A 14418-nucleotide genomic window follows, 5' to 3' on the forward strand; every position below is an offset into this window, starting at 1 on the left:
TCAGCATGAGCCGTTCGCAGAATTTACGCCGTAGCGTGGTGAACCAGATTATTGAAGGTATCGCCCGCGGCCATATCCCCTCTCCGCTGCCGGTGCAATCGGCACTGGCCGAGATGTACAACATTAGCCGCACCACCGTCAGGCACATTCTCACCCATCTGCAACAGCGCGGCGTGCTGGAAAAAATTGGCAATGATTACATCGTGCTACGTAAACCCGATGCGCTGGACGGCTTCGAATGCACCCAGGCGCCGCTCGAAGAGCAGACGCAGATTTTTGAACAGGCGTTCTTTTCGATGATTAACCAGCGGCAGCTGAAGGCCGGGGAAGTAATGAGCGAAATAGCGCTGGCAAAAATGGCCGGGGTCAGCCCGGTAGCCGCCAGGGAATATTTGCTCAAATTTGGTCGCTATAATCTGATTGTCAGCGAAAAACGCGGCTTCTGGCGCATGAAAGAATTTGACCGAGCCTACGCCGAGCAGCTTTTTGAATTACGCGAAATGCTGGAATTACACGCTCTTCAGCGCTTCCTTAATTTGCCCGATGGCGATCCTCACTGGCTGCAGGCGAAAACATTACTGGAACATCATCGCCAATTAAGAGATCGCATTGGCGATAACGTAAAAACATTCTCCCAGCTCGATCGGGATTTTCATGCATTATTACTTTCGGCTGCTGATAATATATTTTTCAATCAATCACTGGAGATTATCTCGGTTATTTTCCACTTCCACTATCAGTGGGATGAAAGCGATCTTAAGCAGCGTAATATTATCGCCATTGATGAACATATGATGATCCTGATCGCGCTGATCTGCCGTAACGAGATCGACGCCACCCTGGCGCTGCGCAACCATTTAATGACGGCGAAACAGTCGATGATCCGTTCGATCGATCAAACCGCTCGCCGTTAATTTCGCTAGCGCAGCGGCTTCACCTGCCGCTGCGGCGCATCCTGATCGCCCATGAAGTGACCAATCGCCAACAGCATCTCCAGCGCCTCATGGCGGCGCAGATAGCGGCGCGGACGGAAGCGCCCTTCTTCATCGCAGCGCATAAAGCCAAAAGCCACCGCGCGCTGGGCGTTAGTCAGGTAGATATCGCGCAGGATACGTCCGTCTGTGAAGGTCGATTGCAGCATCGTTGATGCGTTACGGTACGATACGCCGCAGCTCATCATCGCCACCGTGGCCGCTTCTTCACGGCGTATCGGCCTGTCGGGCAGGAACTTGCCCTGCACCAGCGCCATCATGCCGCGCTGAATCAGCGCGGCAATGCCCGGATACCAGACGGAGTCCGGGGCAATATCCTGGATGACGACGCCATTCGACGGCTGATACTGCAATCCCCACAGGCGAATGATCATCTGCGCCAGTTCAAAGCGGGTAATACACTCCGCGCCGCTTTCCTCTTCGATCACTCCGCGCGCGCGCAAAATACCGGCATTAACCGAATTACCGCTCGCCAGATCGATGCTGCCTTCCGGCTGAATCAGCCACGGTTTACTCAGCAAGCTCATCTCACCGTGGTTGACCCGGCAGCGCACGAAGCGCCCGGCCATCGTCGGCGTCAGCGCCAGAATATCGCCCTCGCCCAGCGGCGTCATTGGCCCTTCCGCCGTTTTTCCCAGCCACCACGAATAATGCAGGACCGCTTCATCATCACCCGGCAACTGCGCAATCGCCCGCAGATAATCGCCCACCTGCGGCAGTCCGCGAATGAAAAGCTGCACCGGTCGAGGGTACGCCAGACCGTTAATGGTGACGTTTTCCATCTTCACGCCGCTGCCCCAGTGGGCGGCATGCAGCGGATGGTCGACGTCGGTGATGCGAATATCCTTCAGCACCAGACCTTCAATCGGCGACTGCGCCAGACCTTCAATAAACAGACCGTATTCACCGCCGCTCGCTTCCAGGTCTTCAATCACGATATTGCGAAAACGCGGTAGATGGCTGCCGTAGACGCCCTCGGCATAGTTCATGGTGGCGTGGACCACCGCATCACGCACCCGTTTAACCCGCGAGTGACGCAGCCAGATGTTTTCGATTACGCCGCCGCGCAGGGCGTTAGCCTTGAGACGTAGCGGGTAGGTTAGCGCCGGACTGTCAAATTCATTCCCCACGGCAAACACGTTGCGGATGCCGCCGCTCATCTCGCTGCCCAGCGCAATACCGCCGTGCCCGTCGGCAAAACGGTTATTGCGGATGATGATGTTTTCACAGGGAATGTTGGCTTCACGCCCGTCGCGATCGCGCCCGGATTTAATGGCGATGCAGTCATCGCCGGAGTCGAACAGGTTGTCTTCAATCAGCACATCACAGCAGCTTTCGGGATCGACGCCATCGTTATTGTGGCCATGGGAGCGTAGCGTCATGCGTCGGATGGTGACGTTGCGGCACATGACCGGATTCACCTGCCACATCGGCGAATTGCGTAGCGTGACGCCTTCCAGCAGCACGTTCTGGCAGCGCAGCGTCTGGATAAACATGGGCCGCAGGTAGTGCCCGTCGCCAAAGCGCCGCTCCGCCACCGGCACACCGTTGAGGTTCATTTCACGCAGCCGCAGGCTGGCGGGGCGCTGCAGGTTGCGGGCGGAGGTCGACCAGGCGTGCTCAATCTGATGCGTCCAGTGCCACCAGACGCCGTCGCTGGCCTGACCGTCCAGCACGCCTCGCCCGGTGAGCGCAATATTTTGCGCATCACAGGCGTAAATCAGCGCCCGGTAGTTCCACAGCGGCGAGCACTCCCAGTGGCCGAAGGCCAGCGGGTAGTGCGCTTCGGTGGTCTCGGTCGTGAACAACAGCACGCTCTGCGGGCTGTCCAGATGCAGATTTATATGACTGAGCAGCGCCAGAGAGCCGGTAAGATAGCGCCCGGCGGGCACAATCACCCTGCCGCCGCCCTGGCGGTGGAGATAAGCGATAGCCCGCTGAATCGCCTGCGTGTCCAGCGTGACGCCGTCGCCGACGGCGCCAAAATCGCGCACGTTCACCTCGGCTGAAGGAATGCGCGGATCGTGGATCCGCGCCAGAATGTTTTGCTCTTCCTCGACGCTCAGCACCGCGCAAGGGTTTGTCGTCATGACCTTGTCCTTAAGTTATCCGTTTAAATGGGCAAGCGCTTCCCCTAGCGCCAGCATGGCCAGCGACTGCCCGTAGGCGCGCTGACGAACGCGAATATCCAGATAGTGCTGGAGGTCGCGCCCCACCGATGTGCCCGCCGACACGTCAGCCACTTCCCCTTGATCGTTAATCCGTGCAATCAGCGCCCGGATACCCGCCCAACCCGCATCACGGCAGCGGTTGTCCAGCAGACCCAGCCGCGCGCCTTTCAGCAGCGCATAGGTCAGCCCCGCGGTTCCCGACGCCTCCTGATAGCTCTCAGGGTGATCGATTAACGTCGACCACATCCCGTTGTTATGCTGGTAGTGCACCGCCGCCTGCATCTGGCGGAGAAACGCCTCGCGGATAAACCGCGTGTTGGCGGTATCCGCGTTCGCCATCTCCAGAAAATCGACGCTGCCGACCGCCGCCCAGCCGTTACCGCGCCCCCACAGCGCCGCACCGTAGTTGTTGCGCTCGATAAAGCTCCAGCCGTGCATCCACAGCCCGCTGCGACGGTCAACGAGGTATTTGATGTGCAGTAAGAATTGATACGCCACATCGTCCATGTAGTGCGGTTTATTGAGCAGCTGCGACGCCCTGGCGTGGAACAGGCCGCTCATAAACAGCGTGTCGACCCACAGCTGCTCTTCGTTGAGATGGTCGCTGGTGCAGTGGGTATAGCCGTTTTCCTGCGTGCGCAGCAGGCGCGTGTCGATCCAGTCGGCGTACTCGCCGATATCCGCCAGCCAGCCCGTTTCGCCGAGTTCCGCCGCCATACAGGTGGCGGTCAGCATCGGCGCCATCCGGTTGATATTTTTCTCCGGCAGCCCTTCGGCCATGCGCCGTGAGAACCAGCCCTTCAGGTAGTCGAGGTAGCGCGGCTCGCGGGTAATCTGATAGAGACGCCAGATACCGTAAATCCCCACGCCCTGCGACCAGTCCCAGTTTTCAATCGACAGGTCAGAAGCGATAACTTTCTGTTTTTTCAGCTCGGCGTCATCGGTGCGTACCACAATCACTTCATTAAACAGGGTATCCAGCTTGCTTAAAATGGACTCTTTTAATAATTGCGACATAACCACCTCAATTACATGATCTTTTTCAGCACACGCTGCGCGCGCTGAGGGAATTCATCGGCCAGTTGTTCGAGGGTGAGCTGCCCGTAGTCATAGCGTTGAACGGCATCAAGGAACCAGGACAGCAGTTGCGGGTTTTCAAACCACGGTGACGGTTCGATTTTGCCCATCAGTTGATCCACCTGTGCCAGCCCCTGCACCTGAATCTGGCTGTTATTCAACACGCCTTCCTGCTGCAAGACCTTGACCGCCTCGGCGCTCAGCGGTACGCCGCGCTGGAGGCCCATCGCTTTAATGCCCTGTGGATCGTTAAGCAGGAAGTTAATCAGCTTCGCCGCCAGCTCCGGGTGTTTGCTGTTTTTGCCGATGGAGAACATCATCGCCGGTTTAAAGAAGATGCCGGCATCGGTCGCGCCGGGCAGCATTGGATAAGGCCCCACTTCCAGATGCGCAGGCGCGCGCAGGCTACCGGCAAAGGTGCCGTCGGTGCTCCAGGTGTGCACGCCGCCAATTTTGCCGTCCAGCCACGGTTTAATTTCCCAGGCGTTGGCTTTACCAAAGGACGAAAGGTACTTCATCGACGGAATAACATGATTGTCCACCAGCTTCTTATACATGCCGAAATAGTCCAGCCACTGCTCACGGGTGTAGGTGAAGTCTTTCTTCTGCGGGTCAATCATCGGGATATTGTATTTCTGCACCATATAGGAGTTCAGAAACGTCATGATGGTGGTGTCGTGATTGGCGAGGATAAACGGGTAGTAGTCGTCTCCCAGCTTGGTTTTAAACACCGGCCCCGCGGCAATCATCTGCTCCCAGGTTTGCGGATAGGCAACGCCCGCTTTTTTCCACAGTTCGGGGTTGTAGTACATCGAGCGACCGGTCATGGCCACCGGCACGCCGTTCAGCTTGCCGTTCATCGTCACCAGCTGTTTGCCCTGACTGGAGAACTGGCTAAGGTCGATAATCGACGACTGGCGGTTAATATCGTAAAACCCGTCGCCGTTTTTTGAGAACATCACCAGCCAGTTCCAGTTAATCTGCATCACGTCCGGTTCGGTGTTCCCTGCCAGTTGGGTACTCAAACGCGATAAGTAACCGTCCCAGCCGCTCGGTTCGGTATTGATTTTGACGTCAGGGTTCTGTGCTTCGAAGGCTTTAATCGCCTCGGTGGTCGCCTGATGGCGCTGGTTGCCGCCCCACCACGACATGCGTAATTCCGTGGCGGAGTGCCCTACCGCTGGCCACAAGATTCCCGCGCCCAGAACCCAACAAAGTGCTTTTAGCCGCTTATTATTCATTGTGTTAATCCTTTTTAGGGGTACAGGCCAGCGGGCTGAATGGCTCACCGGCCGGGTTGAGCCAATAGTCGGGAAAAAGCAGCGGCGTGGAGACGGTCATCCCCCTGAGTTGTGATCAATTAGTGACAATAGTGTTTTTTATTGGTTTTTAATCATACGTAGTTGCGCGTAGGGAAACGGCGACGGGAAAAAAACTTGCGATCTCAATCACATATTTCCGCGTAGGACAAAGGTTGCCCAACCGCTTACCGCGAAAAGTGACCGCTTAGCCTCCGCTTTTAACCGCTCACCCATTTACCCAACTTTACGCGCGCGTAGGTCTGGCAAACTCATCAGCAGAATCAAGACCTCCTCAACCCCCAAACCCAAAAAACAACGGCAGCTTCGGCTGATTATTAATCTTAAAAACCAGGTTTTACTATGGATACGAAAAAGCTATTCAAGCACATACCCTGGGTGATTCTCGGAATCATCGGTGCGTTTTGCCTCTCGGTCGTCGCTCTGCGTCGCGGTGAGCACGTCAGTGCCCTGTGGATCGTCGTGGCGTCGGTTTCCGTTTATCTGGTGGCCTATCGCTACTACAGCCTGTACATCGCCCAGAAGGTGATGAAGCTCGACCCGACGCGCGCGACGCCGGCGGTCATTAACAACGATGGCCTGAACTACGTGCCGACCAACCGCTACGTGCTGTTCGGCCACCACTTCGCCGCGATTGCCGGCGCAGGTCCGCTGGTGGGGCCGGTACTGGCCGCGCAGATGGGCTACCTACCGGGTACGCTGTGGCTGCTGGCGGGCGTGGTGCTCGCGGGCGCGGTGCAGGACTTTATGGTGCTGTTTATCTCCACGCGCCGTAACGGTTCCTCGCTGGGCGAGATGGTTAAAGAAGAGATGGGCCGCGTGCCGGGTTCGATTGCCCTGTTCGGCTGCTTCCTGATTATGATCATCATCCTCGCCGTGCTGGCGCTGATCGTGGTGAAAGCGCTGGCGGAAAGCCCGTGGGGCGTGTTCACCGTCTGCTCGACCGTGCCGATTGCGCTGTTTATGGGTATCTACATGCGCTTTATCCGCCCGGGCCGCGTCGGTGAAGTGTCGGTGATTGGTATCGTGCTGCTGGTGGCTTCCATCTACTTCGGCGGCGTGATTGCCCACGACCCGTACTGGGGCCCGGCGCTGACCTTTAAAGACACCACCATCACCTTCGCGCTGATTGGCTACGCCTTTATCTCCGCTTTGCTGCCGGTATGGCTGATTCTGGCACCGCGCGACTACCTCGCCACTTTCCTGAAAATCGGCGTTATCGTCGGCCTGGCGCTGGGCATCGTGATCCTCAACCCGGATCTGAAAATGCCAGCGGTAACCCAGTACATCGACGGTACCGGCCCGCTGTGGAAAGGCGCGCTGTTCCCGTTCCTGTTTATCACCATCGCCTGTGGCGCCGTTTCAGGCTTCCACGCGCTGATCTCCTCCGGTACCACGCCGAAGCTGCTGGCGAATGAAACCGACGCGCGCTTTATCGGTTACGGCGCGATGCTGATGGAGTCCTTCGTGGCGATTATGGCGCTGGTTGCGGCCTCCATTATCGAGCCTGGCCTGTACTTTGCGATGAACACCCCGCCAGCGGGCCTTGGCATCACGATGCCGAACCTGCACGAGATGGGCGGTGAGAACGCGGCGCTGATTGCCGCACAGTTGAAAGATGTGACCGTACACGCGGCGGCGACCGTCAGTTCCTGGGGCTTCGTGATTTCGCCAGAGCAGATCCTGCAAACCGCGAAAGACATCGGCGAACCGTCGGTCCTGAACCGCGCGGGCGGCGCGCCTACGCTGGCCGTCGGTATTGCTCACGTGTTCCACAAAGTCCTGCCGATGGCCGATATGGGCTTCTGGTACCACTTCGGTATTCTGTTCGAAGCGCTGTTTATCCTCACCGCGCTGGACGCCGGTACCCGTGCGGGCCGCTTTATGCTGCAGGATTTGCTCGGTAACTTCGTGCCGTTCCTGAAGAAAACCGACTCTCTGGTGGCTGGCGTGGTCGCTACCGCGGGCTGCGTCGGTCTGTGGGGCTACCTGCTGTATCAAGGCGTGGTTGACCCGCTGGGCGGCGTGAAGAGCCTGTGGCCGCTGTTCGGCATCTCTAACCAGATGCTGGCCGCCGTGGCGCTGGTCCTGGGCACCGTTATCCTGATTAAGATGAAGCGCACCAAATACATCTGGGTGACTACCATCCCGGCAGTATGGCTGCTGATCTGCACCACCTGGGCGCTGGGCCTGAAGCTGTTCAGCTCCAACCCGCAGATGGAAGGCTTCTTCTACATGGCTAATCAGTACAAAGAGAAGATTGCCGCCGGTGGCGAGCTGACCGCCCAGCAGATTGCCAACATGAACCATATCGTTATCAACAACTACACCAACGCGGGCCTGAGCATTCTGTTCCTGGTGGTGGTGTACAGCATCATCTTCTACGGTTTCAAAACCTGGATGCAGGTGCGCAATAGCGATAAACGTACCGACAAAGAGACACCGTACGTGCCAGTACCGGAAGGCGGCGTGAAGACTTCTTCGCACCACTAATCCACCGAACCCTCCCTCTCCCGCCGGGAGAGGGCCGGGGTGAGGGAAAACGTGTTCCCCAGCCCGATAGAGATAACCTCGTCGGGCTTTGTCTTATCAGGATGGTCTATGTTTGGTAACTTAGGGCAGGCAAAAAAATACCTCGGTCAGGCGGCGAAAATGCTGATTGGCATTCCGGATTACGACAACTACGTCGAGCATATGCAGACCAACCATCCGGATAAGCCGTACATGACCTACGAAGAGTTCTTCCGCGAGCGCCAGCAGGCACGCTACGGCGGCGACGGAAAAGGCGGCATGCGCTGCTGCTAAAAGGAGACAACATGGCACCGATTGCAGTCACCCTACTTACCGGTTTCCTCGGCGCGGGCAAAACCACCCTGCTGCGCCACATTCTCAACGAGCAGCACGGCTTCAAAATTGCCGTGATTGAAAACGAATTCGGCGAGGTCTCGGTCGACGACCAGCTGATTGGCGACCGCGCCACGCAGATCAAAACCCTGACCAACGGCTGCATTTGCTGCACCCGCTCTAACGAGCTGGAAGACGCGCTGCTCGACCTGCTCGATAACCTCGATAACGGCAACATCCACTTTGACCGCCTGGTGATTGAATGCACCGGCATGGCCGACCCCGGCCCGATCATTCAGACCTTTTTCTCCCACGACGTGCTGTGCGAACGCTACCTGCTGGACGGCGTGATTGCGCTGGTTGACGCGGTACACGCTAACGATCAGATGAACCAGTTCACCATCGCCCAGTCGCAGGTAGGCTACGCTGACCGCATTCTGCTCACCAAAACCGACGTCGCCGGCGAAAGCGAAAAGCTGCGCGAACGCCTGGCGCGCATCAACGCCCGCGCGCCGATTTACACCGTCACCCACGGCGATATCGACCTCAGCCTGCTGTTCAACACCAACGGCTTTATGCTGGAAGAGAACATCACCTCAACACCGCGCTTCCACTTTATGGCCGACAAGCAAAACGACGTGTCGTCGATTGTGGTGGAGCTGGATTACCCGGTGGATATCAGCGACGTCTCCCGCGTGGTGGAGAACCTGCTGCTGGACTTCGCCGACAAGCTGCTGCGCTACAAGGGAATGCTGTGGATTGACGGCGAGCCGAACCGCCTGCTGTTCCAGGGCGTACAGCGCCTGTACAGCGCCGACTGGGACCGCCCGTGGGGCGACGAAACGCCGCACAGCACGCTGGTGTTTATTGGCATCCAGCTGCCGGAAGAAGAGATTCGCGCGGCGTTTGCCGGTTTACGCCAATAGCCGCAAGACCTGATGCCCTCCCCAGCCAGGAGGGCATCAACGCGCCGCTATTTCCGCACCACCACCAGCTTCTGGTTCACAAACTCTTTAATCCCCAGATCCGACAGCTCGCGCCCGTAGCCGGAACGCTTCACGCCGCCAAACGGCAGCTCGGCCGCGGTATCGGTCAGCCAGTTGATGTAGACCATACCGGTTTCAATGCGCGAGGCCATTTTCTTCGCCCGCTCAATATCCTGGCTGAACACCGCGCCGCCCAGACCGTAGAGGGAGTCGTTGGCCAGCGCCACCGCCTCGTCGTCACTCTTCACGACATAAATCTGCGCCACCGGGCCAAAGAACTCTTCAAAGTACGCCGGATTATCGCGGGTGATATGAGTCAGAATGGTCGGTTCAAAAAAGCTGCCGTCACGCTGCACCGGCTTACCGCCTAAGTGCAGTTTCGCGCCATTTTTCACCGCCGCGTTCACCTGTTTGGTCAGCGTTTCCAGCGCATCCTTCGAGGACAACGGCCCCAACGTGGTGCTTTCATCCAGCGGATCGCCAATCTTCACCTGCTTAAAGGCGTCGGTGAATTTTTCCAGGAAGGCATCGGCGATTTTCTCATGCAAAATAAAGCGCTTCGCCGCGGTACAAACCTGCCCGGCGTTATTCAAGCGGGCATTGACGCCAATTTTCACCGTTTTTTCCAGATTCGCGTCGTCCAGCACCACGAACACGTCGTTACCGCCCAGCTCGAGGGTCGATTTTTTAATGTGCTTCGCCGCCTGTGCGGCCACCACGCTACCCGCTTTTTCCGAGCCGGTCAGCGCCGCCCCCTGTACGCGGTCGTCGGCGATAATCTTCGCCACCTGATCCTGTGAGATATAGAGGTTAGTCCACGCCCCTTCCGGCGCGCCCGCTTCGCGGACCAGGTGCGCAAAGGTCTCTGCGCAATGCGGCACAATGCTGGCGTGCTTGGCCAGCACCGGGTTACCCGCCGCGAGGTTCGGCGCCAGTACGCGCATCAGTTGGTAATACGGGAAATTCCACGGCTCAACGGCCATCAGCACGCCAATCGGGTGATGCTCTACCCATGCCTCGCCCAGTTCAGATTTGTACTTCACCGGCGCTAAAAACTGCTTCGCGTTATCGGCGTAGTAGCGGGCAATTTGCGCGCAGAGTTTCACTTCGCCACGGCTCTGTTCAATCAGTTTGCCCATCTCCTGGCTGGCGATTTTAGCCAGCTCCTCCGCGCGCTCGTCAATCAGATCGGCAAGCTTATGCAGCACCGGCAAGCGTTGGTCTATATCACCTTTCGCCCAGTCGGAGTGATAGAGCGCGTCGGCGGCCTTCAGCGCCGCTTCAACGTCCGCATCGCTATGCGAGGGGTATTCCTTAATAAGCTGGTTAGTGGCAGGATTAACTGTCTGGTAAGCCATATTGTGTCTCCTTGTTTTACCGCTTAGGGTATTAAGCGTAGTCAAGATGACTGGATATGGGCGTAAAGTTGGGTATAAACGGAGGTTTCTGAATTAACATCCCCCGCCGGACAAGACGGGGAATGACAGCTCTTCGATTACCGCTTCACCTGCAATACTTCCTGCGATTCCTTGTGCGCGTCGACTTCCTGCGGCGTTAACCACAGCGATTTTCGCCCGAAGGTCTCGTACATTTTCAGCTGATCGTCATAGTGTTTATCCGCCTTGCCGTCCGGGGCAATAAATCCGCTTTGACCCGGCGCGACCACGTCCCAGGCAAGCACCGGGCTTTTGCTGGATGACGGTGAGAACACGATCATGTCGTTTTCCGTGCCACGGTTCTGGTATTCCGCCTGATGACGCGCCTCTTCCGCTGCCGCCTGCGGCACGCCGAAGAAGTTGTTGGCCCTGAAGGTCAGCGCCATCGCCGGGGTTTTCCAGCCGTTCAGGTCATTACCGTAGCGTGTTGACAGCGTCCGCCAGGCATCGTCCAGCGCCGCCAGCACCACCTCTTGCTGCGGTTTTCCGCCAAACAGATCGACCGCCTGTGGAACTGGCGACTTCTTCCCCTGCAGCGCCTCATAAAGGATCTTCGCCCCCACGCTGATGTTCAGCGAGCCGGTGGGCCCGTCTTGCGTCGTCTCATAGCCGCTGGCGCTGTACCAGTCGCCGAACGGCTTCGGCACCGCCGCGACCACCGTTCGCTTCAGCATGCTGGTCAGCCACGCGTTCAGAATCGCCGAACCCGGCTGCTGATAGGTTTTACCGCCTTCATTCAGCAGGTTGCTGCCATCCCAGACCGCCAGCGTATCCACCAGTTGACGACGCGGGTCGCTCACCAGCAGGCTAGCCGTCGCGTCTTTCAACACGGGCAGGAACAGCCGCAGGTTCAGGTCCTGACGGCTGGTTTTGCGGATCACGTCCCAGGCCTCGTCGGCGGTAAAGCGCGGCTGCTTATCAAGAATGCGGTCAATCTCGGTCACGCGATCCGCGCCGCCCCACAGGAAGGCAAACAGATCGGACGCCGGGTAATCTTTTTGCGGTGAGTTGTTCCAGTTGGCGATATAGCCCGACTGCGGGTTATACACTTTCGGGTTCAAATCGAACGAGAGCAGCCCTTTCCAGTCCCACTTGCCGGTGCCGGGCACCGGCAGGCGCGGGTCGTGGCCCGGCTGGCGGTCAGGGTACGCGCCAGTATGCACGTAGCCGATATTGCCGTTAACGTCGGCGTAGTACCAGTTGATGGTCAGCGCCTGTTTTGCCGCCTGCTGCGTCCACGCCTGCCAGTTTTTGGCCTTCATCTGATGAGTCCACGCCAGCAGCGAGGCCACCTCTTTGCCGTCCCACGCGCGCGCTTTGGCGTAGGCCGTTTCGGTTGCGGGGTCGGTTTGAATCACGTTGCCGTGCAGAGTGCGCCAGACGGTAAAGGTCTCCGGCTGGCCGTCTTTGACCTTAATGGTCTCTTCGCGGCTCAGCATCTTCACCCACTGGCCGTTATGTTGGTAATAGCCCGGTTTATCCTTCGATAATTTTTCGGCAAAAATGTCGACATCATCGCCGAAACCTGCGGTAGATCCCCATGAAATTGTACCGTTGTGACCAAACACCAGCCCCGGATAAGCGAACGGCGTATTCCCGGTGACATCATAGCCCGCGCCGTGCAGGCCAATGCCGTAGGTATACGCAGGCGCGTACCAGCCAAACTGCGGGCCGTTGACCATAATGGCCTTTGCATCCTGCGCTTTGCTTTTGCCAATCACCCACATGTTGCTGGTTGTCGGGTAGCCCGCCAGCCCGTTGGCCCCGCTCTGCGCAAACTGCGCGGCGATGATTTCCCGGTTTTGCCCCGCCGTCAGCGCCAGCAGCGCGCCATCGGCGCCTTTTGCTGGCCGGTCGAGCATCGGTGCCGGGCGGTCATAGCGCGGCAGCAGCGCTGCCGTTTGCGTGTTCTGAAGGTCGAAGGTGAGCGGGTAGTGGCTCTCCTCAGGGGAAATGGTGGTCGGCGCGGACGGGTTAACCAACCATTTCAGCTGGTTAAAGACCGCCATCCCCTGCTGTTTGCCGTACTTGTCTTTGAGAGCGGTCAGCAGCGCCAGGTTATCAATTTCGCTGGTGCTGTCAGAAAAGCGGTTCGCCATGGTGCCGACAAAAACCATCGCTACATCAAAAGGCTGCCAGTGCTGCGGGGCGAAACCGAAGGTGGCAAACTGTTTTGGCAGCAGCTTGCCGGGGTTGGCGTTCACCTTATCAATCCAGGCGTTCATACCGTCGGCATAGCCTTGCAGGATAGATTTATCTTCCGCAGAAAGCGCGGCGATCTGCGCGCGAATAGAGTCCGGCCAATAGTTCTGACGAATGTCCTTATCAAAACGCACAAACGACTTACCAAGCACTTCAGAGACCGTGCCCTGCGTGCTGCGTCGCGCCATCTCCATCTGGAACAGGCGATCCTGCGCCACCACGTAGCCATAGCCGTAAAACAGCCGATAGGTATCATCAGCGTAAATATGCGGCATGCCGTATTCATCGCGAACAATCTTGACCTCGGTCTGGGTACCTGCCGCCAGGGCGGTAAGGCTCCAGGAACACATCAGGGAAGCAGCAACACAGTTCACGATCATACGATTTGTATTTTTCATTGTATCCTCTTGCAGGTGTATGATTAGCGAGTTGATACTAGCTGCGAAGCAGCATTTATCTATATGAGGCGAATAGTTTCAGCGCGAACTGTGAGTCTGATAGCAGTTGTTTGATACATTAAATCTGTTAATGCGATCTAAAGCGAATCGTTTAATTTTCACACACCCCTGCCCGCTTTTTCCTGATGTGGTATAAAAATAAAAAACCGCCGGGACGAACGAATGACCACACCACGCGATATTCATCAGACCTTCACCCGACTGCCTGGGCTTGAGCGGCGCAGCACCTGGCAGAGCACGCAGGCCTACAAGCGCCACAGCCACCCGCAGCTCTCGATAGGGGCGATTCTCGAAGGCGGAACGCGCTGCGTCTGTGACGGGCTGGAGTACCTTTTATCCCCAGGTGACCTTATCGTTATCCCCGCTCACGCTCCGCATAGCTGCAACCCGATACAGGGGAAACCGCGCAGCTACCATATGCTCTACATCGACACGCCACTGCCATTAGCCCGACAGGTGATTCGCCACGGCGCGCTGTTCCGTCTGTATCTCAACGTGGTCGAGCAGATGTCCACCGACGCGCTGACCGCGCTGTTATCCGCCCTTTCCCTGAGCGCGAACGGTGAAGAAACGCTGCGCGCCACCAGCCAGCAATTGCAGCAGGAGCTGTTGGCTAACCCCGTCTCTCCGCCCTCTCTTGATGAGTTCGCCACGCGCTTTTCGCTGCGCAAAGAGACCCTAATCCGGACGTTCAAGCAGGATACGGGCCTGACCCCCGGCAGCTTTCTCAATAATTCCCGCGTGGAGTACGCCAAAGCGAGGCTGCGCGCCGGGGACGATATCGCCGATGTCGCCTACCAAAGCGGCTTTGCCGACCAGAGTCATTTCCATAAAACCTTCGTCAGCTACACCGCCGCCACGCCGCGCCAGTACGCGCTTGGCCGATCAATATCCGACAATAATTAGCGCGTAAGCTGGCATAAGCTGCCTTCA

At 57.8% G+C, this 14418-nt stretch carries 10 protein-coding genes; 5 read left to right on the forward strand and 5 right to left on the reverse strand.

From position 1 onward, the window contains the following. Positions 1–5: 5 nt before the first annotated feature. Positions 6–914: a GntR family transcriptional regulator gene (locus GY169_RS20475; RefSeq protein WP_163448841.1), complete on the forward strand. Its 909-nt coding sequence runs from the start codon at positions 6–8 to the stop codon at positions 912–914. Between the two features lie 5 nt (positions 915–919). On the opposite strand, the gene GY169_RS20480 is transcribed toward GY169_RS20475, so the two are convergent. Genes GY169_RS20480 through GY169_RS20490 form a run of 3 tightly spaced genes read right to left on the reverse strand, consistent with a single transcriptional unit; the run spans position 920 to position 5481 of the window. Then, a complete protein-coding gene (locus GY169_RS20480; protein ID WP_167576960.1) occupies positions 920–3082 on the reverse strand; it encodes a glycosyl hydrolase family 28 protein in 2163 nt (720 codons plus the stop codon). Between the two features lie 15 nt (positions 3083–3097). Then, complete coding sequence (locus tag GY169_RS20485) at positions 3098–4180, reverse strand: glycoside hydrolase family 105 protein (RefSeq protein ID WP_167576961.1); 1083 nt, start codon at positions 4178–4180, stop codon at positions 3098–3100. A gap of 11 nt (positions 4181–4191) precedes the next feature. Further along, positions 4192–5481: an ABC transporter substrate-binding protein gene (locus tag GY169_RS20490; protein WP_223882123.1), complete on the reverse strand. Its 1290-nt coding sequence runs from the start codon at positions 5479–5481 to the stop codon at positions 4192–4194. 420 nt (positions 5482–5901) lie between these two features. On the opposite strand from GY169_RS20490, the gene btsT reads away from it, so the two are divergent. The 3 genes from btsT to yjiA all read left to right on the forward strand — a co-directional run bounded on the left by btsT (position 5902) and on the right by yjiA (position 9329). Beyond that, complete coding sequence (gene btsT / locus GY169_RS20495) at positions 5902–8052, forward strand: pyruvate/proton symporter BtsT (RefSeq protein WP_167576962.1); 2151 nt, start codon at positions 5902–5904, stop codon at positions 8050–8052. A gap of 108 nt (positions 8053–8160) precedes the next feature. After that, a complete protein-coding gene (locus GY169_RS20500) occupies positions 8161–8364 on the forward strand; it encodes a YbdD/YjiX family protein (protein ID WP_035893372.1) in 204 nt (67 codons plus the stop codon). An 11-nt stretch (positions 8365–8375) separates the two neighbouring features. Then, the gene (gene yjiA / locus GY169_RS20505; protein WP_167576963.1) at positions 8376–9329 is read left to right on the forward strand and encodes a GTPase; all 954 of its coding nucleotides are present in this window, start codon (positions 8376–8378) and stop codon (positions 9327–9329) included. 47 nt (positions 9330–9376) lie between these two features. On the opposite strand, the gene GY169_RS20510 is transcribed toward yjiA, so the two are convergent. Both GY169_RS20510 and GY169_RS20515 read right to left on the reverse strand, forming a co-directional pair. Then, a complete protein-coding gene (locus GY169_RS20510) occupies positions 9377–10747 on the reverse strand; it encodes an NAD-dependent succinate-semialdehyde dehydrogenase (protein ID WP_167576964.1) in 1371 nt (456 codons plus the stop codon). Positions 10748–10884: 137 nt separating this feature from the next. After that, positions 10885–13425, reverse strand: coding sequence for a penicillin G acylase (locus GY169_RS20515; RefSeq protein ID WP_167576965.1), 2541 nt, complete (start codon positions 13423–13425; stop codon positions 10885–10887). Between the two features lie 222 nt (positions 13426–13647). On the opposite strand from GY169_RS20515, the gene GY169_RS20520 reads away from it, so the two are divergent. Then, on the forward strand, positions 13648–14391 hold the full coding sequence (locus GY169_RS20520; protein WP_167576966.1) for a helix-turn-helix transcriptional regulator: 744 nt from the start codon (positions 13648–13650) through the stop codon (positions 14389–14391). Positions 14392–14418: the final 27 nt, after the last annotated feature.

The sequence above is a fragment of the Kluyvera genomosp. 3 genome (assembly GCF_011765685.1).
GTDB classification, from domain to species: domain Bacteria; phylum Pseudomonadota; class Gammaproteobacteria; order Enterobacterales; family Enterobacteriaceae; genus Kluyvera; species Kluyvera georgiana_A.